At 46.5% G+C, this 23469-nt stretch carries 18 protein-coding genes and 1 other RNA gene; 6 read left to right on the forward strand and 13 right to left on the reverse strand.

Annotated features, from left to right (window positions below):
* Positions 1 to 20: 20 nt before the first annotated feature.
* The 11 genes from H5647_RS08270 to smpB form a co-directional block, all read right to left on the reverse strand.
* Positions 21 to 875: a restriction endonuclease gene (locus H5647_RS08270; RefSeq protein WP_045857787.1), complete on the reverse strand. Its 855-nt coding sequence runs from the start codon at positions 873 to 875 to the stop codon at positions 21 to 23.
* A complete protein-coding gene (gene mcrC / locus H5647_RS08275) occupies positions 862 to 2004 on the reverse strand; it encodes a 5-methylcytosine-specific restriction endonuclease system specificity protein McrC (RefSeq protein ID WP_045857788.1) in 1143 nt (380 codons plus the stop codon). The genes H5647_RS08270 and mcrC overlap by 14 nt, the downstream gene beginning before the upstream one ends.
* Positions 2004 to 4454 (reverse strand): McrB family protein, encoded by a 2451-nt coding sequence (locus tag H5647_RS08280; RefSeq protein WP_082087002.1) that lies wholly within the window; start codon positions 4452 to 4454, stop codon positions 2004 to 2006. The genes mcrC and H5647_RS08280 overlap by 1 nt, the downstream gene beginning before the upstream one ends.
* 46 nt (positions 4455 to 4500) lie before the next feature.
* A complete protein-coding gene (locus H5647_RS08285) occupies positions 4501 to 7746 on the reverse strand; it encodes a type I restriction endonuclease subunit R (protein WP_045857790.1) in 3246 nt (1081 codons plus the stop codon).
* The gene (locus tag H5647_RS08290; RefSeq protein WP_045857793.1) at positions 7743 to 8789 is read right to left on the reverse strand and encodes a virulence RhuM family protein; all 1047 of its coding nucleotides are present in this window, start codon (positions 8787 to 8789) and stop codon (positions 7743 to 7745) included. The genes H5647_RS08285 and H5647_RS08290 overlap by 4 nt, the downstream gene beginning before the upstream one ends.
* Complete coding sequence (locus tag H5647_RS08295; RefSeq protein WP_045857795.1) at positions 8786 to 9781, reverse strand: Fic family protein; 996 nt, start codon at positions 9779 to 9781, stop codon at positions 8786 to 8788. The genes H5647_RS08290 and H5647_RS08295 overlap by 4 nt, the downstream gene beginning before the upstream one ends.
* Positions 9778 to 11226 (reverse strand): restriction endonuclease subunit S, encoded by a 1449-nt coding sequence (locus H5647_RS08300; protein ID WP_045861227.1) that lies wholly within the window; start codon positions 11224 to 11226, stop codon positions 9778 to 9780. Before H5647_RS08300 ends, H5647_RS08295 begins: the two co-directional genes overlap by 4 nt.
* A gap of 19 nt (positions 11227 to 11245) precedes the next feature.
* On the reverse strand, positions 11246 to 13087 hold the full coding sequence (locus H5647_RS08305) for a type I restriction-modification system subunit M (protein ID WP_236074838.1): 1842 nt from the start codon (positions 13085 to 13087) through the stop codon (positions 11246 to 11248).
* A 20-nt stretch (positions 13088 to 13107) separates the two neighbouring features.
* The gene (locus H5647_RS08310) at positions 13108 to 14073 is read right to left on the reverse strand and encodes a WYL domain-containing protein (RefSeq protein WP_045857797.1); all 966 of its coding nucleotides are present in this window, start codon (positions 14071 to 14073) and stop codon (positions 13108 to 13110) included.
* A 450-nt stretch (positions 14074 to 14523) separates the two neighbouring features.
* Positions 14524 to 14916: a transfer-messenger RNA gene (gene ssrA / locus H5647_RS08315) on the reverse strand.
* A gap of 89 nt (positions 14917 to 15005) precedes the next feature.
* Positions 15006 to 15476, reverse strand: a complete 471-nt coding sequence (smpB, locus tag H5647_RS08320; RefSeq protein WP_045857799.1) for an SsrA-binding protein SmpB — start codon at positions 15474 to 15476, stop codon at positions 15006 to 15008.
* A gap of 142 nt (positions 15477 to 15618) precedes the next feature.
* On the opposite strand from smpB, the gene H5647_RS08325 reads away from it, so the two are divergent.
* Genes H5647_RS08325 through H5647_RS08335 form a run of 3 tightly spaced genes read left to right on the forward strand, consistent with a single transcriptional unit; the run spans position 15619 to position 17769 of the window.
* The gene (locus H5647_RS08325) at positions 15619 to 16953 is read left to right on the forward strand and encodes a sodium-dependent transporter (RefSeq protein WP_045857801.1); all 1335 of its coding nucleotides are present in this window, start codon (positions 15619 to 15621) and stop codon (positions 16951 to 16953) included.
* Positions 16953 to 17390 (forward strand): type II toxin-antitoxin system RatA family toxin, encoded by a 438-nt coding sequence (locus H5647_RS08330; protein ID WP_045857803.1) that lies wholly within the window; start codon positions 16953 to 16955, stop codon positions 17388 to 17390. Before H5647_RS08325 ends, H5647_RS08330 begins: the two co-directional genes overlap by 1 nt.
* Before the next feature lie 58 nt (positions 17391 to 17448).
* A complete protein-coding gene (locus H5647_RS08335; protein WP_045857805.1) occupies positions 17449 to 17769 on the forward strand; it encodes an RnfH family protein in 321 nt (106 codons plus the stop codon).
* A 47-nt stretch (positions 17770 to 17816) separates the two neighbouring features.
* Here the strand turns inward: H5647_RS08335 and H5647_RS08340 are convergent, their stop codons facing one another.
* Positions 17817 to 18266, reverse strand: coding sequence for an outer membrane protein assembly factor BamE (locus H5647_RS08340; RefSeq protein WP_045857807.1), 450 nt, complete (start codon positions 18264 to 18266; stop codon positions 17817 to 17819).
* A 79-nt stretch (positions 18267 to 18345) separates the two neighbouring features.
* On the opposite strand from H5647_RS08340, the gene fur reads away from it, so the two are divergent.
* Complete coding sequence (gene fur, locus H5647_RS08345; RefSeq protein ID WP_045857809.1) at positions 18346 to 18756, forward strand: ferric iron uptake transcriptional regulator; 411 nt, start codon at positions 18346 to 18348, stop codon at positions 18754 to 18756.
* Between the two features lie 118 nt (positions 18757 to 18874).
* Here fur and recN read toward each other — a convergent pair whose 3' ends face one another.
* Positions 18875 to 20536 carry a DNA repair protein RecN gene (gene recN / locus H5647_RS08350; protein WP_045857811.1) on the reverse strand — a complete coding sequence of 554 codons (1662 nt, stop codon included), beginning with the start codon at positions 20534 to 20536 and terminating at the stop codon, positions 18875 to 18877.
* A 239-nt stretch (positions 20537 to 20775) separates the two neighbouring features.
* Here recN and grpE point away from each other — a divergent pair, with 239 nt between their 5' ends.
* Together grpE and dnaK are read left to right on the forward strand one after the other, a co-directional pair.
* Positions 20776 to 21363, forward strand: coding sequence for a nucleotide exchange factor GrpE (grpE, locus tag H5647_RS08355; RefSeq protein ID WP_082087004.1), 588 nt, complete (start codon positions 20776 to 20778; stop codon positions 21361 to 21363).
* Positions 21364 to 21517: 154 nt separating this feature from the next.
* A complete protein-coding gene (dnaK, locus tag H5647_RS08360) occupies positions 21518 to 23452 on the forward strand; it encodes a molecular chaperone DnaK (protein WP_045857813.1) in 1935 nt (644 codons plus the stop codon).
* Positions 23453 to 23469 lie beyond the last annotated feature (17 nt).

Here is a 23469-nt window from a genome sequence, read left to right on the forward strand (position 1 = left end):
AACTTCCTTTTAAATGCAGGTTACAAACCTAAAAACCATTCAGGATCCACGGTTACCTTTTCAACAAGTTCCGTTTTTACCCCTAGTGCCAGTTCTTTTAGTTTATCTGCGAGTTGGTCACCATCCACTAAATCAATTGGGGCTGCGCCATCTCGGTTGGCTTCTTCAATCGCTGATTTAGTAAAGCTACCGGTTGTAATAAACATGCCTCGGTCGGCTCGGCCAACGGTGGCACCTCTGAAATCACGAATTTCTGGTGACCCAACAGAACCTTTGTACTTTTTACATTGAAAGCAAATGTGAAAGCTCATTAAGCCGTTGATCCGAGCAATACCTTTGCCATCAATACCGCCATCGCCGGTTCGGCCGGTAACCTCAACATGCACAAAACCTGACTCACGTAACATACGTTGAGTAAGTCGTTCAAACGCATCTGGGCTCATTTCTTCTATCAAAATATGATGAAGGTGCTCTCGCCATGCGAGTGTTTCTTCAGGTGACTCATCAATGGCTGTAGCTGGGTCAGTCGGGTCCTCGGAACCTTTGCTTGTCTTTTTATCTAAAGAGCGCACGTAGCTGACTATTTCCCGGCTATCAATCTCTTTTGACTGTCTTGCCTTATCTGTTAGCGCCCAAACACCACGCGCTGAGTTTTCTAAATATCCTGCTTTTTTAAGATAAGTGCGTGCCCAGGCCAAGCGATAGCCGATTTCTGTCTGGCTGCTTTTCTCAGGATTGTGTAAAGCGGCCAGCGTATCTTCGTCAAACTTTTCTAGCTCGATAACTTCTTCGTACATTTCATCAATGCTGGCTGAGCCACCAAGATTTACCAGCGCTTTCATCAGCGGCAACATAAGTTGATCAAACGTGACCATTTGTTTCTCCTATAAAAACTAATTCAAGAAGCAGCAATAAGCGCTCTCTAATAGACGATGCCGTTTCTCCCAAATTAACAGTGCAAAACCATATTGGATGCCCTTGTATGGTAACAACCTCGTCGAGCTCTTTGTCCACCGTGGGGTGCAATAACATACCTATGCTTGATAGCGTGTTAGCGGAGCTAGGCACCTCCTGGCTACGAAGGTAGGTATACATTTGGTATATGTATCCGCTTCGAAGTGTTTCTTCTCGATGCCAGCCTTTAGTGGTGACTGAGTTGAATTTTGTGTCGATAACTAGCCTACATCCAGTGTCGCGTTGATCGATAATAATATCTGTTTTCATGCTTGGCATAATGGCATCAATGCCTGCTGTTTTTTTTGTTACCTGCCAATTGAATTGCCTCCCAGCCAAAACACGCCATTGAGCTTTTTCAAGCGTGACTGAGTAAAATCCCGCAATAGCTTTCTCGAATAACTTCCTGAGCCAAGTAACTTCTTTATCAGGTAAGGCTAGATGATGTTGACCGATAAACTCTGTAGGTAGCGCTAACGAAAATGCTAGGTCTGCTGCAGCAATCATTTTTTGATCTTCTGCATCATGACGACCAAAGCGTTCACTTTTTCCGTTATAGCCGGATGGCTTGCCTTTGCTTACCCCTAAACGCTCTAAATTCATGACCAAAGCTTTGCAGCGTCGAACGAGACCAGCCTTCTTTACAAGTTTACTGAGCTGCTCGAGCGCTGCTCGAACATAACGATTTCTGGGAGTATCGACCGATAGCTCTTCAAAACGACAACAAATCTTGCCCTTATCAAGTAACCGATGACGTTCGGTATATAAAGAATCAATGCGACCTCGAACTCGGCCAACAATTGCGACCTTGTTTTCATAGCCAAAACTTAGATTTCTAGCTAAGCGATGCTCGACTTGATGGCATAAAATTTCAGCGACCAAGTCTGCAATGTCTTCGGGGTTATCTTCAACAGCAATTTTAGCTGAGCCCAACTGGCGATATAGGTCAGAAGCGTAAAGCATTAAAAGCCAAAGATTTCTGACAGGTATTTTTCCGATGGAACGAGTCTCATCTTCTGAGTACGCTGTTTGAGTGGCCCAAGCGCTCATCAAATACCTACAACCAGAGCGTCTTGTGCTTTACGTGAACGTTCTAAATCGTCAAACCAATATTCGTCTAGTAATGGCCCTATTTCAGTTTGAACAACACTCTTATACCACTTTTCGGCATCTTTAATCGTGTTGCTAAAAGCAGGAGTGACATAGCTGTGGCCAACCTTAAATTGAGCGCCGAGGTTTCTGTCTTTCTCAATATCATTGTTTAGCGCCAAGAGGCGAGTTTCAATCTCTTCTAACAACGTCATTGAAATACCTGCCTTTGCATGAACCCATTGTCGCCAAGGCTCACCAAATATTGGCTTTAAGTCAATGAAAGCAAATCGTCGACGCAATGCGAGATCAACCAATGCAAGAGAGCGATCAGCGACATTCATTGTGCCAATGACGTACAAGTTATCAGGTACAAACACACGCTCACTTTCATTTCGGCGATAGCTTAGCTCTAAGGCTTCAGTTGGAGTTCGTTTGTCAGCTTCAAGTAAGGTCAGCATTTCACCGAAAATTTGTGCTGGATTGCCTCTGTTTATTTCTTCAATGACTACAACATGTTTAGTCTTAGCGTCTTTTTTCGCTTCATTAATCATTTCTAAAAACGGACCATCAGCCAATGTTAACTTTCCATCACCCGATGGCCGCCAACCGCGAACAAAGTCCTCATATGACAAGTTTGGGTGAAATTGAACTGCCCGTAATTTGCTATCATTCCTTTGGCCCATCAGCGCAAATGCTAATCGTTTCGCAAGCCAAGTTTTTCCCGTTCCAGGAGGTCCTTGCAAAATAAGGTTTTTCTTGGTGCGAAGTCGTTCTAAAATCTCACCTAAGGACTCTCTGTCGATAAAGCACCCGTCAGTGATAATGTCATCCAGTTGATAAGGTTCAATGGGCGCTGCGGTTACTTCAGACTCTCCCTCATCATCTGCAGTTTCATCAACAAAATCCGGATCTGTTGCATTTGGATGAGCTGAAGTATCGCCATCTTTATATAGCCAAGCCGCGAGCGAAAGTTCAGGAAACGAATGCACAGGGTAGGCTTCTTCCTGAAATCGTAACTCCAATTCATCCAGTACTTTCAGGTAATCCTTTGAACTACAGCGTCGCTTAGGGCCATTTTTGCCGATATCAATACCTAGCTTTTTAGTGATGTAAAGCTGAGACTGACCGTCAAGAGTTAAATAATTCCATGGGCGGATCCAATATAGCGCCATAGTCAAGTTCCAGCCGACGCCATATTGACTGGTTACTTGGTCATAAGCAGAGCTGAATTCACTGCGAGCATCAGAGTTGTCGCTATCTGAAAACTGCAAAGCGATATCAAAGAAGCTCCATAACGATTCTATATCTGTAGTCTGGCGCTTATCTTCAAACCCAAAAAACCATGATTTTTGGTTGTTTAAAATGGGGATACCCTCGAAAGAGTTGGGCACACCCTCGGTGACACCTAAATAATCAGCAAGGTCTTTGGCAATGGCCTTGCGGTTTTCATCCGTTATACCTCGGTTAAATAATCCTATGACAGTAAATGGACAAATATCATCTAACTGTTTGTCTTTAATATACGAAAGATCAAATTTATCGGCGAGCTGGATGACAAATGAAATAAGTTCTTGGCGCTTATCCTTGTAGGTGATGAGCTTGTCGGCGACAGCTTCATAAAACTGAGTCCATTTAAATCGTTGCTTATCTATTGGCGTATCACCGAATCGTTCCTTCCAATAGGGGGCATTACGGAATCGGTCAACATCTTGAGGCTTGCTATTGAATGTGAAATTAACCAGACCTTCAGTCATCCACTCGTCGGGGGATACTCGCCAGATTGTGCTTCGATTGGTATAAAAATACCATTCTTTAACAGGCTCCTGTCTCGGTTCCCAGTCAACATCAACGAAGCGACCATCGCCATGATTTTTGGTGACGACCCCAATAGCTTTAATGCCCATAACCGAAACGGATTGCTCTTTGTTGTCAAAAGATAGGTTTCGCTTACGAACATAAGAGGACTTAATAGCAATTTTGTCACCTGGCTGCATTGAACGAACAACATCAAGGTATTTGTCTTTATAGCCATTTTGCCAAACGCCTTCTGCCAAGAATCGATCGGTTTGGTCTTCGCTGCCTTTCCCGTAAGACGCACCAACGAACCAGTACGATTTAGGGGGGGCAGTGGTTGTGTCCGCCTTAGCTAATATTTCAGAAAGTACTTCATCCGATATCGGTAGCTGATGTTTATCAAGCACTGATCTGAGGCGCAACTTGAGCTCAGCGGTGGTATTGCTCTTAACATTCCAGTCAGTGTACTTTTTTGTTTCAGTAACGATATTTGTTAGCTGTTCAATTACGTCATTGAGTTTATCTTGCTCGATGCTTATTTTTTTAGTCTCTACAAGTGACGACACAAACTTTTTTAAGTCACTTTCTGAATTACTAATTGATTCATTAATCATTTTTAAACGCCCCTAGATTCCAAACTGAAGTCCATCATTTATTGTTTTACTTCGTCCATGAGTTGGACAGGGTTTCGGCTTGCTTTAAAATAAGCTCCACCGCTTCAGCCGCTTTGTCTGGCGGGTACTTCCAACGCTGCAATGTTCGTCTAACCAATATTTTTAGTTTCGCTCGAACACTATCTCTTACTTGCCAATCAACAGTAGTGGACCGTCTAAGCTTTTCGGTAATCTCAACGGCGATTTGCTTAAGAATGTCATCGCCTAATTCCCTTACTGCGCTTTCGTTGTTGGCTAACGCATCATAAAAGGCAACTTCATCGGGGTTTAGCCCAAGCTCAGCTTCGCGTTCCATTTCGGCCTGGAACTCTTTAGCCATTTGAATCAGCTCTTCAATAACCTGCGCCGTTTCAATAGCGCGGTTATTGTATTTTCGTAGCGTTTCTTGCAGTCGGTCAGAAAATTTCTTTTCTTGCACAACGTTGTTTCGCTTCTTAGCTTTGATGTCGTCTTTTAACAGTTTCTCCAAAAGCTCAACGGCCAAGTTTCGATGTGGCATTTGTCGAACGTCTTCTAAAAATTCATCCGATAGCAGTCCAATATTTGGCTTGTCTAATCCGCAAAGCGCAAATACATCGGCTACGGCCTCAGCAACAACGGCATTATCAAGAATTTGCTTTAAGGCAGAATTTTTCTCTTCCTGAGTACGCTTTCTATCAACAGAAGTGAATTTTGATATCGCTGCTTTAATCGCTGAATAAAACGCTATTTCTTTTCTTAAGGCTTTTGCTTCATCCAATGTGCTGCAGAGCGAGTAAGCTTTACTGGCGGCTAGCACTAAATCGAGAAAGCGTTTCTTGCCATCGCTTAATCCAAGCACATAGTTGGCAGCAGGCACTAAAATCTTATGGGCTTCATTTTCAAAGCCAGAGATGTCGATACCATCGCCCTGTGGGGTTTTGGCAAACATCCCCCGTAATGCATCCAATTTCTCAAGAAAAATAGCAAAAGCCTCTTCTGCTTGTAATGCGGGTTCGCCTTTTCCGTTAGAGTCTGTATAGGTTTTTAATGCCTGCTTTAATTCATTAGCAATACCTATGTAGTCAACCACTAGGCCGCCAGGTTTGTTTTTAAATACCCGGTTCACGCGCGCGATAGCCTGCATCAGGTTATGGCCCTTCATAGGTTTATCAACGTACATAGTGTTACAGCAAGGCGCATCAAAACCTGTTAGCCACATATCGCGCACAATCACGAGCTTAAGCGGGTCGTTTATGTCTTTAAAACGAGTTTCTAATCGTTTTTTAGTTTTCTTGTTGTAGATGTGAGGCTGCAACAATGGCTTGTCCGATGCCGAGCCAGTCATGACTATTTTAATCGCGCCTTTTTCAGGGTCGGCGGCTGTGTCTAATGGAGCGCCATGCCATTCTGGGCGCAAGGCGACTATTTCGTTGTATAAATGTGCGCAAATATCTCGGCTCATACCCACAATCATGGCTTTGCCATCCATGGTGGCATTGCGTGTTTCAAAGTGGTCGACTAGATCTTTAGCTACTTGCGTCAAACGAGGCGTTGCGCCTACGAGCTTTTCTAGTCGGCTCCATTCCCCTTTGGTTTTTTCACGGTTAGAGAGATCCTCTTCGTCTTCAACCACCTCGTCGACTTCATCAGACAATGCGGATATTTCATCGTGGTTCAAATCTAATTTAGCAAGGCGAGACTCGTAGTAAATGGGCACAGTGGCACCGTCATCTACGGCATCCTGAATGTCATAGATGGAAACATAGCCGCCAAACACCGCGCGCGTATCCTTGTCTTCTTGCGAGATAGGCGTGCCGGTAAAGCCAATAAAGGAAGCAAAGGGTAACGCGTCTCGCATATGTTTGGCGTAACCAAACTTATAATGGCCATCAGCAGTCAACGTAGCTTTCAAACCATATTGGCTTCGATGTGCTTCGTCGGAAATCACCACCAAGTTGTGCCGATTATTTAATATGGGGTGATGCGATTCTTCCTTGCCATTTTCATCTTTGATCAGAGCAAACTTCTGTACTGTTGTGAATATGATGCCCCCCGATTCCCGCTCAGCAAGCAATTGGCGAAGCGTATCTCGATCATTGGCCTGCACTGGTGTTTGCTTTAACAGCTCTACGGCATTCGAGAAGGTAGCAAATAGCTGTCCATCAAGGTCGTTGCGGTCGGTTACCACAATCAGTGTTGGGTTGTTCATTGCGGGTTGCTGCAAGAGCTTACCGGCGTAGCAGCACATTGAAATACTTTTACCGCTGCCCTGGGTATGCCAAACCACACCGGCTTTTTTACTGCCGGGTATCACTTCATCGCCATAGCTCGCGCGTTTTTCACCAACGGTATTGGTTTCTAGCTCTTGTGAGGCTACCACGGTGGCTTTAACGGCTTCGCGCACTGCATGAAACTGGTGGTAACCTGCTATTTTCTTAATAATGAGCTCGCCATCGGTTTCAAATAGTACAAAGAAACGGATGTAATCGAGAAATAATTCCCGATCAAAAAAGCCACGCACCATGGTTTCTAGCTGCCACTCTAGCAATGGCTTATCGTCTTCATCTTTAATCGTACGCCAAGGCATAAAACGTTCTTGGTTGGCGGTAAGCGACCCTACGCGTGCGGTGTATCCATCACTGACGACGAGTGCTTCGTTAAAAACAAATAGGTCCGAAACTTCATCTTTGTAGGTTTGTAGTTGATTAAACGCATCCCAAATATCAGCATTTTCATCGCTGGGGCTTTTTAATTCGAGTACGGCAAACGGCAGGCCGTTGATAAAGCAAATGACATCTGGGCGGCGTGGTTGTTTGGTGCCCGTTATCGTAAATTGATTAGCCGCAACAAAGTGATTGTTTTCCATCCGTTCAAAGTCAACAAGGAAGGCATGATCGCTGACTATTTCAGAACCCGCTGAGGGCTCTTGATCCGCTGAAGGCTCGCCACCATCATCATCCAACTTAAATTCAACAGCAACGCCCTCAAGCAGTAAGCGATGAAAGGCTCGGTTATTAGTAACAAGGTCGAGGCTTTCAGGTTTACTAATTTTACTCAATACTTGTTCAAAGCAGTTTTCCAGCACTTGTGCGGGTAAGTGCGGGTTGATCTTCTCAAATACTTGCCGCAAGTCATTTTCTAAAATCGTCTGAGCATAGTCGCGGCGCTTTGGGTTTGAACCGTCAGGTGCGATATCAGGACCATGCAATACATCCCAGCCACCTTCGCGAAACCAATCTAAACAGAGGTTTTCTAATTGTTCTTCATTCATCGTTCATCTCCGCTTTTCTTAGCCAAGCGTTTTTTAATCTCACGGTCAAAGTCTGATTCAATCTTTTGCTGTTTGTTGAATTGCTCATACTCCTCATGGGCTTTTTGCTCAGCCTGCTTGCGTGAAATATTGCCGTAACCGTCTAAAATATTGTATTCATTAAAGGCCAAAAATTTATTCACGCTTTCGCTAAAGCCTTCCATGGTAAAGGCATTTCGTCGCTCGATAATGCCTTCTATGTAGTCAAAAAATGCACCTACGGCACGTTCCAGCTTCTTAATATCGGCTTCGCTTAAATAGTTTTTGGCAATAACGGTGTCTGACTTTAAAACACGGCCTGCTGGGGCGTTTTTATAAGTGCTCATACCCATTAACGGTTTGCTGGCATCGGCGTGGTTAGCAATCATTTCTGCAGCGGTGTGGCCAGTAATGGCAAAGTGAAACTTATCTTGCACATGGGCATAAAACAGGCGCGTGGTTTCCGACTTTGGGTCGTAATCCATACTGCACTCGGCAAAAATATCGGTGATCTGTTGGTAAACACGCCGCTCGCTGGCGCGTATGGAGCGCACGCGTTCCAGTAGCTCTTTAAAGTAGTCTTTACCAAAGTATTGACCGTTTTTTAGGCGCTCATCATCCATGGCAAAGCCTTTGATGATGTACTCTTTGATTAAGGCCGTCGCCCAAATGCGAAATTGGGTGGCTTGCGCCGAGTTTACGCGATAACCCACCGAGATTGCCGCGTCTAGGTTGTAGTATTTGGTCTGGTAGGTTTTGCCGTCGTCGGCAGTTGTTTCCAAAATGGAAATAACTGAATATTCGACTAACTCGTTGCTTTCAAAGATGTTTTTTAGGTGTTTAGAGATCCCCGGCACACCGACTCCAAACAATTCCGCCATACGCTTTTGGGTGAGCCACAGGGTCTCGTTATTGAGCAATACCTCCACTTTTACTTCGCCGCTGGGGGCGGTGTAAAGCAAAAACTCGGTGCTTTGGTCTTGTAGGCTAAGGGCATTATTGGGTTTTAGGGGTTTATCGCTCATACATTGCTCACTACTTCCCAGTGGCCGGTTTTGTCCGAACCGCTTCGGGTTAATTTTCCCGCTTGTTGCAGCTTTGTAATGGCGCGCCCAATGGTGCGAAGGTCTTTGCCCAGATTGTCGGCCATTTGTTGGCGTGTTATCTGTGGGTTTTGTTGAATTAACGCCAGTATTGCCTCGGGGGTTTTAAGGGCGGCGCTATTTTCGGGAGAATTTACAGGGGCGTTTACAGGGGCGTTTACAGGGGCGTTTTTGGACAAGGTCTGAGAGATAACCGATAACATAAAATGAATAAAAGGCGTACTTTGCGCTTGTTCGTCGGCCTGCTCTAGGGCCTGATAATACTGGTGTTGGCTATCTTTTATAACGCTTTCCAAGGGCAAGGCGAGAAATAAGGGATGCCATTTTGACAAAATCAGCGTTTGCCACAAGCGGCCCATGCGCCCGTTGCCATCGGTAAAGGGGTGGATGAACTCAAATTCGTAGTGAAACACGCAGCTGTTAATCAAAGGGTGGTGGCTTGATTGCTGTAGCCACCCCATCAAATCGGCCATCAATCCGGATACTTGATGCGCAGGCGGGGCGACATGGTGCACTGTTTTACCCTTGTGTATGCCCACGGCTTTATTGCGGAATTGACCCGCGTTTACGAGTATATCCGACATCATTAAGGCATGAGCTTGCAATAAATCGTCTGTACCTTCTGGGCTTAACTGTGGCAAGGCCTCATACGCTTTAATGGCCCCTTGCACTTCGGCCAATTCACGGGCGCTGCCCATCACCGGCTGCCCATCGACAATGGCGGTGATCTGTTCTTCTGTCAGTGTATTGCCTTCAATGGCCAGAGTGCCGGTAATGGTTTTAATGCGGTTTTGCTTGCGCAGCTGGGGTGAGGCATCAAATGCGCGGGCGTTGAGCATCCCCACCTGCTCGCTGATGGTCGCCACCAGATTGAGAATATCTGCGGTGATCGTAAAAGGTGGGGTATAGCTCATGCGTTGGCCTCACTGGTTTCCTCATTTAAGGTTGAGAGGTCGATTTCGCCGGAGAGGAGCTTGGGTAGGAGAGTGTTCCTTAACTCTTGCAAATATGTCTTTTCACTATTTAAATTCATAATAAATGGATAAAAGCTTTTGGTCTTTTTTGAAAATTTTTCTCTTAGATCTTTTGGTGGCAGTGAGAACGGAAATTTCATTATGGCATCTTTATCACCACGGGGCATTTTTGCCCCTTTGGACGTTGTCATCATGTACTCAAAAAAACGGTCTTGGTAAACAAGGTTATAGACAAATTCGGTTTCTTTTTTTTCTAGGCTAGAGAACCCTAGAACATCAGCTGAACGCCCCCCATTAAAAGTCGCTAACCATATTTTTTTGAAATAGGGTCTAATATTAGAAATTAAAATATCGCATTTATGAAATGCTGGAACTGTGTTTACTGTCGGTAGGTTGGATGCTGAGGTAATTCCCTTTCTATTCTCAAGCATATTTTCAGTTGATATGTAATGATCTAAATCCAGAGAAGAAACTTGTATTCGCTCTGAAGTAAATTGCAATACATCTTGTAGAGTTCCTTTTTCCCATCCCTCCGGTATCTCCCCAAGCTCAGACTCCTGCATCCTTGATGGAAACAAAGCGGCGGTTTGGGCGAGTTGTTGGTAGGTTGCTCCCGGCATCCGGCCTCCTGCGACATTTGCATCTCCTTCGGCAGCGGCTCCTTGCGCTGCTCTACCTCCTGCATCCATGCAGTCGTGTGCGTCACGGTCTAGGTTGCTTTGTTTAAGCTCGGCTAATGCTTCAAGGCTAAGTGAGGAAATAACACTCATGGCGGCGAGTTCGGCCTCTTCGGCACTGCCGCCCGATTCCAGTACGGCTATTTTGGCTTTGACGGGATCGAAATCGACAAACCAGCTTTTGAATATGGCTTGGGCGATGGCTTCTAGGGTTTGGTTTGTTTGGGTGTTTAGTTGGGTTTTGTTTGCCAAATTTGACAGAACTTTCGCAATACGCTCCTCGTGATATGGGAGCCTTGGTATATTCAAAGCCTTTAGAACTGGAATCCGTACGTTACTCACAGTAGACCCTGTACCTTCATTCCATGAAATCTGATGCTGAACAAATGGCGACTGTAGCGCCCAGAATAAATACTCCCCACAAATCTCTGATTTTGGCCTAAGTAATACCTGTCGTTGACCAAGGCAACATTGGATACCTTCAGGAATAAGACAAACCTCTCCCATTGGTGCTTCTCTGGTAAAAATAATATCGCCCGCTTGCGGTTTGGCTCGTTTTATTCTACTTAAATAACCCTCTTTATTTGTAAAGCTTGGAGTACTAAGACTCAAAGTACCATTTTTAATATTCTGATTTCTAGTAACAATATAGCCTTCATCCGTCCATTTAGGCGTTGAATGAGGGCAATCTATTATCAACTCACACATAGACTCTAACGTGACGGTACTAGCACTCATAGCCAATCCCCGCCAAGTTCTCCTTAATCGCTTTCTCCAATGTGTCTGATTCTTCAAATTGCGCTTTCAACAAGGCTGTGAGTCGTTGCATTTTTTCTGGAAAGGCTTCTCCATCGTCTTCTACATCGGCCGCACCTACATAACGACCGGGGGTTAGTACAAAGTCGTGTTTTTCCATCGACACTCCCGGTTTCCTGCCTCCCGTGTCACTAGCGCGTCCTTGCGCGTCGTCGTCAAATATCGGTACGCTGGCGCAGAAACCTTTCTCGTCTTGATAGCCGTCACCTTGCTGCCACGCATGAAAGGTGTTGGTGATGGTGGCGATGTCGTCGGTGGTGAAGTCGCGCAGTACTCGGTCTTTCATAAAGCCTAGGTTACGGGCGTCAATAAAGAGTGTTTGTCCGCGTCTGTCGCGTTTTTCTGAATTCCCGCTCTGGCTCCCATGCTCTGCCTGTGCACCCGTGCCGCGCTTGTTCTTAGTCAAAAACCAAATACACGCAGGGATTTGGGTGTTGGTAAACAGTTGGCCGGGCAATGCCACCATGCATTCCACTAAATCGGCTTGTATTAAGGCTTTGCGAATTTGACCTTCGTTGTTGGTGTTGGAGCTCATGGAGCCATTGGCCAGTAACAGGGCCATGGAGCCGTTGTCGTTGAGGTGGTGCAGCATGTGCTGTATCCAACCGTAGTTGGCGTTGCCTTGGGGAGGTGTGCCGTACTTCCAGCGCACGTCGCCTTCTAATTTGGCGTGCCACCAGTCTTTGATATTAAACGGCGGGTTGGCCATAACAAAGTCGGCGCGTAGGTCGGGGTGTTGGTCGTCTAAAAAGGTGTCGGCGTTTTTTTTGCCAAAGTTAAAGTCGATGCCGCGAATGGCCATGTTCATGGCGGCCAGCTTCCAGGTGGTGGGGTTGCTCTCTTGGCCGTAGACGGAGATATGTTTTTTTTGTTCGGCGGCGTTGTAGTGTTTTTCGTCTTCGTGGGCTTCGATGAATTTATCGTTACTCACAAAAAAACCACCGGCGCCCATGGCGGGGTCGTAGACGCGGCCTTGGTAGGGTTGCAGCATTTCTACAATTAATGTAACGATGCTTTTAGGGGTGTAATATTGGCCGCCCTGTTTGCCTTCGGCGAGGGCGAACTGGCCTAAAAAGTATTCGTACACATGACCGAGTATGTCTTTGCTGTGTAGGTCGAGTTTTTGGCCCTTGTATTCGGGGTTGCGAAAGCTGGTGTCGGAGAATTTGTTGATGAGCTCGGTAAGCGTGCTGTTGTCCACTTCAAAGCGGGTGATTCTTGGCAGTACGCCTTTGAGTTTTGGGTTGGCGAGTTTGTCATCGACTTTGTAGGTTTCGATTTGTTCTAGGGCGTTATCGACTAACCAATTAATTGAGCGCAGTTTAGCGTCAATACCGCTGGCGTCTTGCCACAATACGCTACCTATAGCCAGTGCGGCGCTTTCTTTAATAAAGCTCCATCGGGCCTGTTTGGGCACCCAAAATACATTCTCGGAGACGTAGTATTCATTTTGTTCCATCTCCTCATTAACGGCTTGTTGGTAGGCTTCGTCGCTGTCGTAGTCTTCCCTTGGCATGTAGTAGATATTGTCTTCGCCATTGGCTGCGGGGGCAGCTTCGGTAAACAGCTTGCGCAAGTCAGTTTGGCGCTCGTCGAAGGCGTCGGACACGTATTTTAAAAAGATCAAGCCCAGTACAACGTGTTTGTAGTTGGCGGCGTCTAGGTTGTTGCGTAGTTTGTCGGCGGCTTTCCAGAGTTTATCGTCCAGCTCTTTTAAAAATTGTTGTTCGGCGTTGTTCATGCTTTTACTCATGTTCGGGATCTCTTAAATTCTTAACATTCGGTGTTGTAACCAGGGGCGATAGCTAAATTATCGACCCCGTACAGTGTTTGTTGGTTCTTGAGCCAGAGGTGATTTTCTGGCCCATCTAATTGATGTTCTTTTGAGCAATCCACATTCCAGCGACGTAAAACATAGCCCGCTACAGCTGCGCGAACTTGCAGCGCCAGCATCACACCATCCTCGCCTCTATCTTGATCTAAGTCATCTTTCGCTGGCTGCATGTCGTACTCAAATGCGATGGTTTCTGGATGCGTTAATCGAGGGTGCGGCACAATGTGTAAATCAACAATACGATTCCATTGATTATCGGCAGCCTTGGTTTGCGCTTCTGGAATCGCTTCATCGATAAGTTGTGGTGCTTCAATACGGTTAACAACAAAATCAGCAAAGCGATCACGAGCTCTGTCGTAACCTCTAACATGCCAACGCAGGCCGTTATCAATCAATGCGAAAGGCACAATTTCGCGCTCGTTTGAACCGCTGGATAGTGAGCGGTACTTGATTTTCAAAGCTTGGCTGTTGTGTATGGCTCGGGTGATATGAGCTAATGTTTGTATGTTTGGGTAGTTAAGCTGTGTTGGTGCTTCGCAGGTGACGATGGATTTTTGAGTGCCTACAAAGTCATCACCAAAGCCATGCAGTAGCGCTGCTAATGTTTGGCTGCATGAATACTCAAAGAGTGGCGAAAAACCATCTCGCTGAATATAGGTTTTAGCTTTGGTGTCGTATTCGATGTTTTTGGAGGCGAGCTCTTTATATAAAGAAAGGTCTCGTGAGGCGGCTGCTTCCTTAATGCCAAAACGTGATACCAGATCAGTGCGGTTAACCGAGCCTAGAAAGTAGAGCTTGAAGTCTATATGGAATAGACGCTCCCTTTGGGCTTGGCTAACTTTCTCTAACTGCGCTCTAGGCAGTGCTAGCTGATCCTGTTTATTGTTGTTAGCAGTGGGCGACATTCGATTCCCTGTTTAGTGGCAATATTTGTGATCTCTTGATGCTGAGCCTTTTATAGAGTGTGCAAAGCCATTAATAACACTTGATAGTTACATGCGACTGATTAGTAGTCTGTATTTGTAAATGATAATGTAGTGCGTGTCAATATGATGACCACATCTGTTTTGATGGTTATTTGTTGATTCCTTTCGCCCAACTAATTAACCCAACAAACCTTTTGATTGGTCCGATAATAAACTACTGATTTTAAAGGGTTCTCTGTTCTCTGGTCATGGTTGGGGCCTGAGGGATGGGGAGAGGGAGAGAGAGTATTCGGCAATTCAGAGAACATTTGCCTTGGATAGTTTGAGATTAAGAAGGGCTAGAAGTCCGTAAAGCCTTGCGGCATAAGGCCTGTAGCGTGGGTCTCAGGCAATAAAAAACCCCAACCCTTTCAGGTTGAGGTTTTGGTTTGGTGGAGGCGGGGGGATTTGAACCCCCGTCCGTCAGCTCTCTCTCCGCGGCTCTACATGCTTAGTTTCCGTCAATTGGTTTTAACTCCTCTACAGCCCGGCGGGCAGGACGTAGTGAGCGAGTTCGCTTAAGGTTTCGCAATGTTGTCACGATCAAAACAACGCAGCTATCCAGTTCTATATGACAGTCAGTAGCGCGATACTGGCACCTTGCTAAAGACCGCTAGCGGCGAACCACTAGTTGGTGTTTTACAAGCTACTTACGCAGCGAGTTGAGCACCGTAGTTGTCATCATTGGCAACTGTAAGATTGCAGCTTTGGATTAACGTGATTGGCTACCATCACGACATGCACCTTGGGCTTTGATACCGGCGTCGAATCCTAATCGCCCCCGGAAACTCGCTTTCACGAGTTAGCTAAGCAGTATAACTGATTATGGCGAGTGTATGTAGCGATTACGTATCTGGCGGGGAGTGTGTTGCTTATGGGTTTTGCATGATGCGTTGTTTTTGTTTGTTCCAATCGCGCTCTTTTTCAGTTTGGCGTTTATCGTGTTGCTGCTTGCCTTTTGCAATGGCAATTTCACACTTTACCAAGTGTTGTTTCCAGTACATGGCAGTGGCGACGATGGTGTGGCCTTTCTGGGTGGTGGCTTCGTACAGTTTGGTGAGCTCTTTGCGGTGCATAAGCAATTTGCGCGAGCGTGTTGGGTCTGTTACGAAGTGGGTAGAGGCTTGGGGAAGTGGCTGGATTTGGGCGCCTTGGAGCCATGCTTCGCCTTTGTGAAAGTTGACGTAGCTTTCGGTGAGTTGCCCGTGCCCTGCGCGCAAGGCTTTTACTTCCCAGCCGGATAAGGCAATGCCTGCCTCAAAGCGATCTTCAATGAAGTAGTCGTGTCGGGCTCGGCGATTTTGCGCAATGGTATTACTGCTTGTTTTTTTCTTTTTGGCCATAGCCGCGGATTATAGGGGCTGGATGGCAATGTCGCTAGCACAATCGCGATAGCGGTGTATTCGAGCCTTAACTTTAATGGGTGTTTACCGCTACAATCAGCGACTTTAGTGAATCCGATAATAATTTCCTCTGGGGGGAGTAATGGATCAACGAAAGATGCATGGCGTGTGGGCTAACCGCTGGACGTTTATTCTCGCGGCCACAGGCTCTGCCGTGGGGTTGGGTAATATTTGGAAGTTTCCGTATATTGCCGGCGAGAACGGCGGCGGTGCTTTTGTGCTGGTGTATTTGATTTGTATTGCGATTGTGGGTATTCCGGTGATGATGGCCGAAGTGCTGATTGGTCGACGTGGGCGGATGAGCCCCATTAATGCAATGCGCTATGTTACGAAAGAGGCGGGTTTGCATGGTAGCTGGACGGCTATCGGTTGGATGGGTGTGCTCGCAGGCCTAATGATTATGTCCTTTTACAGTGTGGTAGCAGGATGGGCGCTTAATTATATTTTTACGACCGGTTCTGGCACTTTTAGCGGTGTAAACGGTGAGCAAGCGGGTGAACTGTTTGGTGGTTTGCTGGGTGATAAAGGCGGCCAAGTACTGTGGCACAGTGCGTTTGTCTTGCTGACGCTTGGCGTGGTTGCGGCAGGTGTGACTAAAGGTTTGGGCATGGTTGCGCGGGTGCTCATGCCGTTCTTGTTTGTTGTTCTGATTATTTTGTTGGCTTATGGCTTTATAAAGGGCGATTTCGCGGCAGCCTTTCAGTTTTTGTTCGATTTCAAATTCGATAAATTGAGCTGGTCTGGTGTGCGTATTGCGCTTGGGCATGCCTTTTTTACCCTTAGTTTGGGGATGGGCGCGATTATGGCGTATGGCGCGTACATGCCACGGCATGCGAGTTTAGGGCGTACGATTATTACAGTGGGCGTACTTGATACGGTTGTTGCGCTGGTAGCGGGCTTGGCTATTTTCCCTATTGTATTTGCGACGGATGGCTTGGTTCCTTCAGAAGGGCCTGGGCTAATGTTTGTTAGTTTGCCTGTAGCTTTTGGAAATATGCCGGGCGGCCAAGTGTTTGGTACGTTATTTTTCTTGTTGGTGTCGGTAGCTGCGTGGAGTTCGGCGGTATCGTTAATTGAGCCGGGTGTTGCGTGGTTAGCCGAGACAAAGCGGTTTAATCGCGTTGCGTCTACGGTGTTGTTGACATCTGTGGCTTGGCTGGGCGGTATTGCGTGTATTTATAACGGGGCTATATTTGATGCGCTCGATTTCCTAACCTCACAAATTATGTTGCCCTTGGGCGGCTTATTTATCGCAATTTTTGTGGGTTGGTTAATGCGCCGGGCTATTGTATGTTCTGAAATGGACGCAGAGGGCCATCCCTTGTTTGATATTTGGTTGTTTGTTGTGCGTTACGTTTCACCGGCATTAATCGCGTTTATCATGATAGCGAGCCTCTACGATAAGCTTGTAAATTAATGGCGAAGCGTATTGAGCGTTCGGCGTTGGTGATGTTTAGCGCGGAACAAATGTTTGCGTTGGTCAATGATTTTGAGGCCTACCCTGAGTTTATGTCTGGCTGCGTGGGCGCAGAGCTGTTGGCGCGTGGCGAGAATTGGTTGGAGGCGCGTTTAGATTTAGAGATGGCGGGTATCCGGCAGTCTTTTGTTACGCATAACACGCTGCACGCCCCAGACTCTATGCATTTGCGCTTAGTCGACGGGCCATTTAAGTCGTTGGAGGGGCAGTGGGACTTTCAGCCTCTCTCGGAAGAGGCTTGTAAGGTAAGTTTCTGGATTGAGTTTGAGTTTTCCAATAGACTCGTCGCCCTTGCTGCGGGCAAGTTGTTTGAGCATGCAGCTTCTGAGCAGGTTACTGCGTTGTGTAATCGCGCTAAGCATATTTATTCATCGTGATAGTGCGTTGTTTTGCCGGCTATTTCGATACTTATATGGCATTTAGGTAATACAGATAATGAGCGATATTGAGCCTATTCGTGTGGAAGTAGCCTTTGCGTTACCCGATAAGCAGAAAATTGTGGAGTTGTTGGTTGCGCCGGGTACTACGGCGTTAATTGCAGTAGAAAAGTCGCGGATTAGCGATTTTTTTGCTGATTTAGATCTGGCCGCAGCAAAAATGGGTATTTTTGGGCAGGCATTGGGTACAAAAGGCCTGAAACAGCCCAGCGAGCATATTTTGCAAGAGGGGGATCGGGTAGAAATATACCGTCCGTTGATTGCCGACCCTAAAGAGGTTCGCAGAAGGCGAGCAGAGAAAAATAAAAAGGAAGCGTAAGTACGCTTCCTTTTGGGTATGCTTCGTCTAAGAGCGGGGCGTGCTTGTTAGGTGGCGGGGGTGCTTTCTACCGGTAAAGGCGCGCCTTCGGCGTTTATATCTACTGGTGTGTCATCTTCGTCGCCAGCAGTGTCCTCTGGCTTTTCAATGGGTTTCGGCTTACGTTTCTTTTTGTAGTCGCCTTCCCAGCGCTCTAGCAGGCCGTTTTCAAAATACACGGTGAAGTGATATTCACTCAGCTGGTCTTCTCCACGAATCATGGTGAAGTAGTAATCCCAGCGATCTGCATTGAAAGTATCGGCGATGAGTGGGTTCCCCATTAGGAAGCGGACTTGCTCGGGAGTCATGCCGACTTCGAGTTGCTCGACCTTTTCGGCGTCTATATGGTTGCCTTGCTGGATATATATGCGATAAACCCAAGGAAACTGCAGACGAGAACAGCCAGTTGCGGCAAAAAGCACTACGATCAAAAGTACAGTCTTTAAAACAAATTGCATGAGGGGGTTTCCGAAAATCTGTTGGCCGAGGATAATACCCGATCTGTTTATCACCTGAGAAGCCTAAAGGAGCATCTAAATGGCAGTAGAAAACCAAGAATTGCGCAAAGCAGGCCTAAAGGTCACGCTGCCGAGAGTTAAGATCTTACAAATCCTAGAAAATTCCGTGGATCGTCATCTAAGTGCAGAAGATGTTTATAAGCTGCTTTTAGAGGCGGGGGAAGATGTAGGCTTAGCAACAGTTTACCGTGTATTGACCCAGTTTGAGAGCGCCGGTTTGGTCGAGCGCCATAATTTTGATGGTGGCCATTCTGTATTTGAGTTAGATAGAGGTGATCATCATGATCATATGGTGTGTATCGAAACCGGTAAGGTCATAGAATTTCATAACGAAAAAATTGAGCAATTACAAAATGAAATTGCAGCAGCCCACGGCTACGAGATTACTGGCCATAGCTTGGTGTTGTATGTGAAGCCCTTAAAAAGCTAGGTGATGTTTAGCGGTTAAGGCAGGTTACAGTGTGATGTAACCTGCAGCTGTGCGTTATTTGAGCGCTTGTTAAAATCTTACTTTTCTTTCTTCTTTATATTATGTGTAGTTTCAGCTCTCAGCCTGTTGCTGTCAGCATTTCTTTCGCGTGGGCCAAGGAGTTTTTCGAGTCTACGTCTCCGCCCATCATTCGGGCTATTTCGGTGATTCGCTCTTGTTTGGAAAGCATTTTCATTGAGGAGATTGCGCCCAATTTTTTGTCCGTTTGTTTGCTCACAACCAAATGTTGGTGGCCTTTGCTGGCGACTTGAGCAAGGTGGGTAACGCAGAGTACCTGTGCGTTTTTGCCGAGCTCACGCAGTAGTTGGCCAACTTCATTGCCCGTTGTGCCACCTATGCCCACGTCCACTTCGTCAAAGACTAGGGAGGGGATGGTGGATGTTTGAGCTGTTACCACTTGAATGGCAAGGCTTACCCGAGACAGCTCTCCTCCCGATGCGACTTTGGATAAAGGCTTGGCAGGTTGGCCAGGGTTAGTGCTAATCAATAGTTCTACAGCTTCGCTGCCTCCAGCTGTAGGGGAGGTTGTTTGATGCAACGCGATGCTGAGTTTCGCGTGGTTCATAGCCAGCTGGGCGAGTTTGTCGTTTACTGCTTTGGCGAGTCGAGCACTCGCGAATTGACGTTGATCGCTGAGTTCAGTTGCGAGTTGTTGGTAAATTGTTAGGGCTTCTGCTCGTTGCGCTTCTAGAGATTCGATTTGATCGTCACCGCTTTGTAGCCCGCTAAGTTCGGCCGCTAATTCACGGTGCAATTGTTCTAGTTTTTCGGCCGGAATGCGGTGTTTGCGTGCGATTTCATAAATTGCGGTTAGCCGCAGCTCAACGTCTCCCAGCCGAGATTCATCTTGTTCGTGGCCGTCTAGAAAATGATCCAGTTCCGATTGCGCTTCTTGCAAATGAATAAGGGCGTTGTTTAGGAGTGATTCGGCTTCATGTAGTTTCTGAGGTTTATCTTGGAGGGTACTGAGTAAATGTAGCGCATTATTAAGGCGGTCTTGGATACCTTCGTCATCGCCGCATAGGCTGACAACATGTTGGCAATTGCCGTTAATGGTTTCGGCGTTTGCGAGGGTTCGCTGTTCTTGTTCTAGCTGGGCAAGCTCGTTTTCTTGTAAGGCAAGCTGGTTTAGTTCTTCTACTTGGTAATGTAGGAGTTGAAAGCGTGCATTCAAATCCTCGTTTTGTGTTTTGAGACTCTCGAGTTGGTAATTCACGCAGTGCCACGAATGAAACGTTTCTTTAACTTGCTTGGCTAGAGGCTTTAAGCCGCCAAAAGCGTCGAGTAAACGCTGGTGTGAGCGGCAATTGAGCAGTGATTGATGCTCATGCTGGCTATGAATATCGATAAGCATTTCGCCCAGCGTGCGCAGCTGGTTGAGAGTGACGGTTTGCCCATTAATAAACGCTCTGGAGCGGCCCTCGGCCGTAATAACGCGGCGTAGAATACAGTCGTCACCGTCGGTGAGCTCATGTTCTTCTAGCCATTTTTGTGCGAATTTAAGGTTGGATATATCAAAGCTGGCGTGAATGTCCGCCTTGCTGCAACCAGGACGGACCTTGTCTGCATCGGTACGATCGCCAAGCGCAAGGCCTAGGGCGTCGAGCGTAATTGATTTTCCCGCGCCGGTTTCACCGGTGATGGTGGTTAGCCCGCGGCTTAACTCAAGGTCTAGGTGGTCTACCAGGGTGAAGTCTGTGATATGCAAATGCGTTAACACGGCGGGCTCCTTGGTGTTGTTAGGGCGGGTTCGCGGAAAACCTAAAAGGTGTTTTTATGTACAGTGTTTTGACATGTGTATTTATACAGTATTTCTGGGTTATGTGGCAACACTTTTAATCTTGGCCTGAGCGGTTCAAATTTTGGGCTTGAATGTGCTTTGAGTGGCCCCATATTGCTCACAGCTGAATTGCGAATTGCGAATAGCGTTATGAGTTGAACGATGAGTTGGAGATACATGTGAGTAATCAGGATCAACCCGAAAACAACACGACTGAAGAGCTGGTTGACGATCAGGTCAGTCAAGAACCCACGGCCGATGCTGCAGAAGCTGTTGATAACAGCGAAGCACCAACAAGCGATGAATTAGCTGCTCGAATAGAACAGCTGGAAGCTGAGTTAGCCGAAGCGAAAGAGCAAGCGCTTCGCGCGGCAGCGGATGCACAGAATGTGCGTCGTAGAGCCGAGCTTGATGTAGAGAAGGCGCATAAGTACGCACTGGAAAAGTTTGTAAGCGATATGTTGCCGGTTGCCGACAATATGATGCGCTCTATCGAAGCCGCTGCGGCCGAAGGCGCCGATATGGCCTCGGTTACAGAGGGCGTAGAGCTGACAGTGAAATCGTTAATGGATGCGCTTAAGCGACATAACGTGGAGCAAGTGCACCCAGAGGGTGAGCCTTTCAATCCCGAGTTTCATCAGGCAATGACCGCCGTACCGTCTCCGGATGTTGAGCCTAATACGGTTGTCAACGTCTACCAGAGCGGTTACACCTTAAATGGGCGTTTAGTGCGTCCTGCGATGGTTGTGGTCTCTAAGGCTGAATAAAAAATACACATAATATTGGGCCTGTCCCTTGAATATCGGTGGATAGAACCAATATTGGACATCAAGCAATGCACTGGCGTATTGCCGGTTAAGCGCAAAATTTTTGCAGGTCGAGTTTATTCGTCCTGCCAGTATTAAAGATTGGAGATGATCAATGGGCAAAATTATTGGTATTGACTTAGGGACTACTAACTCCTGTGTGTCGGTTTTGGAGAATGGTAAACCTAAAGTAATCGAAAACGGCGAAGGCGATCGTACAACGCCGTCTATTGTTGCTTTCACAGACGACAATGAAATTTTGGTAGGCCAGAGCGCTAAGCGTCAGGCCGTTACTAATCCACAAAACACATTGTTTGCGGTTAAGCGCTTGATCGGTCGTAAGTTTAAAGATGATGTTGTACAAAAAGACATCAAAATGGTGCCTTATAAGATTGTTGGCGCCGATAACGGCGATGCTTGGGTGGAAGTGAAGGGCGATAAAAAAGCACCGCCTCAAATTTCAGCTGAAGTCTTGAAGAAGATGAAAAAGACCGCCGAAGATTATTTGGGCGAGAGTGTTACGGAAGCGGTTATTACTGTTCCAGCGTATTTTAACGATTCGCAGCGCCAAGCAACGAAAGATGCAGGTAAAATTGCTGGTCTAGAAGTTAAGCGTATTATTAACGAGCCAACGGCGGCAGCACTTGCGTACGGCATGGACAAAGCCAAAGGCGACCATACGGTTGCGGTCTTCGATTTAGGTGGTGGTACTTTCGATATTTCTATTATTGAAATTGCCGACGTTGATGGCGAACACCAGTTTGAAGTGTTGTCTACCAATGGTGATACCTTCTTGGGCGGCGAAGATTTCGATTTGCGCTTAATTGAGTATTTGGCTGAAGAGTTTAAGGCCGCTAACGGTATCGATTTGCACAGTGATCCTTTAGCTTTACAGCGTTTAAAAGAAGCGGCAGAAAAAGCAAAAATCGAACTCAGCTCTAGCCAGCAAACCGAAGTTAACTTGCCTTACATTACCGCTGACGCAACAGGGCCTAAGCACTTGGTCGTTAAATTGTCTCGTGCGAAATTAGAATCTTTGGTTGAAGAATTAGTAACGCGCTCTTTAGAGCCTGTTAAGCAAGCGATAAAAGATGCTGATATAGCCGTTGGTGATATCGACGATATTATTTTGGTGGGCGGGCAAACCCGTATGCCAATGGTTCAGCAAAAAGTGGCAGAGTTCTTCGGTAAAGAGCCACGTAAAGATGTAAACCCTGATGAAGCGGTTGCAATGGGCGCAGCTATTCAAGGTGCAGTATTGTCGGGTGATGTTAAAGATGTATTGTTGTTAGATGTATCGCCTTTAACGTTGGGTATTGAGACTATGGGTGGTGTAGCTACCGCCTTAATCGAAAAGAACACAACTATCCCTACAAAGAAATCACAGGTATTTTCTACTGCAGAAGACAATCAAACCGCTGTAACGATTCATGTTGTTCAGGGTGAGCGTAAGCAAGCATCACAGAATAAATCGTTAGGTCGTTTTGACTTGGCAGACATCCCACCCGCACCTCGCGGCGTGCCTCAGGTTGAGGTAACGTTCGATATCGATGCAAACGGTATTTTGAATGTATCGGCGAAAGATAAGGCTACGGGCAAAGAGCAGTCGATTATTATTAAGGCGTCTTCTGGTTTAAGCGATGATGAAATCGATCAAATGGTACAAGATGCTGAAGCCAATGCTGAAGCTGATCGCCAGTTCGAAGAAGTTGTTTCTGCTCGTAATACCTTAGAAGGTTTGGCTCATGCGACGAAGAAAACTTTAGAGGAAGCTGGCGATAAAGCAACCGATGAAGAAAAAGCCGCTATAGAAGAGGCCATTAAGGAAGCGGAAGTTGCGGCAAAAGGCGAAGATAAAGAGGCAATGGAAGCGGCAACGAAAAAGCTAACTGATGCCTCGGGATCATTGGCACAAAAACTTTATGCAGAGCAAGCGGCACAAGCGGGGCCAGAAGGTGCAGCGCCTGGTGGCGACGCGGGCCAAGAGCAGCCTGCTGAAGAAGGTGTTGTTGACGCAGAGTTTGAAGAAGTAAAAGACGAAAACAAATAAGTTACGTTTTTAATCTT

It is taken from the genome of Teredinibacter purpureus (genome assembly GCF_014217335.1).
GTDB classification, from domain to species: Bacteria; Pseudomonadota; Gammaproteobacteria; order Pseudomonadales; family Cellvibrionaceae; genus Teredinibacter; species Teredinibacter purpureus.

Coding starts and splice junctions, on each gene's coding strand:
- H5647_RS08270 (WP_045857787.1), bottom strand. CDS start 875: ATGGTCACGTTTGATCAACTTATGTTGCCGCTGATGAAAGCGCTGGTA.
- mcrC (WP_045857788.1), bottom strand. CDS start 2,004: ATGAGCGCTTGGGCCACTCAAACAGCGTACTCAGAAGATGAGACTCGT.
- H5647_RS08280 (WP_082087002.1), bottom strand. CDS start 4,454: ATGATTAATGAATCAATTAGTAATTCAGAAAGTGACTTAAAAAAGTTT.
- H5647_RS08285 (WP_045857790.1), bottom strand. CDS start 7,746: ATGAATGAAGAACAATTAGAAAACCTCTGTTTAGATTGGTTTCGCGAA.
- H5647_RS08290 (WP_045857793.1), bottom strand. CDS start 8,789: ATGAGCGATAAACCCCTAAAACCCAATAATGCCCTTAGCCTACAAGAC.
- H5647_RS08295 (WP_045857795.1), bottom strand. CDS start 9,781: ATGAGCTATACCCCACCTTTTACGATCACCGCAGATATTCTCAATCTG.
- H5647_RS08300 (WP_045861227.1), bottom strand. CDS start 11,226: ATGTGTGAGTTGATAATAGATTGCCCTCATTCAACGCCTAAATGGACG.
- H5647_RS08305 (WP_236074838.1), bottom strand. CDS start 13,087: ATGAGTAAAAGCATGAACAACGCCGAACAACAATTTTTAAAAGAGCTG.
- H5647_RS08310 (WP_045857797.1), bottom strand. CDS start 14,073: ATGTCGCCCACTGCTAACAACAATAAACAGGATCAGCTAGCACTGCCT.
- smpB (WP_045857799.1), bottom strand. CDS start 15,476: ATGGCCAAAAAGAAAAAAACAAGCAGTAATACCATTGCGCAAAATCGC.
- H5647_RS08325 (WP_045857801.1), top strand. CDS start 15,619: ATGGATCAACGAAAGATGCATGGCGTGTGGGCTAACCGCTGGACGTTT.
- H5647_RS08330 (WP_045857803.1), top strand. CDS start 16,953: ATGGCGAAGCGTATTGAGCGTTCGGCGTTGGTGATGTTTAGCGCGGAA.
- H5647_RS08335 (WP_045857805.1), top strand. CDS start 17,449: ATGAGCGATATTGAGCCTATTCGTGTGGAAGTAGCCTTTGCGTTACCC.
- H5647_RS08340 (WP_045857807.1), bottom strand. CDS start 18,266: ATGCAATTTGTTTTAAAGACTGTACTTTTGATCGTAGTGCTTTTTGCC.
- fur (WP_045857809.1), top strand. CDS start 18,346: ATGGCAGTAGAAAACCAAGAATTGCGCAAAGCAGGCCTAAAGGTCACG.
- dnaK (WP_045857813.1), top strand. CDS start 21,518: ATGGGCAAAATTATTGGTATTGACTTAGGGACTACTAACTCCTGTGTG.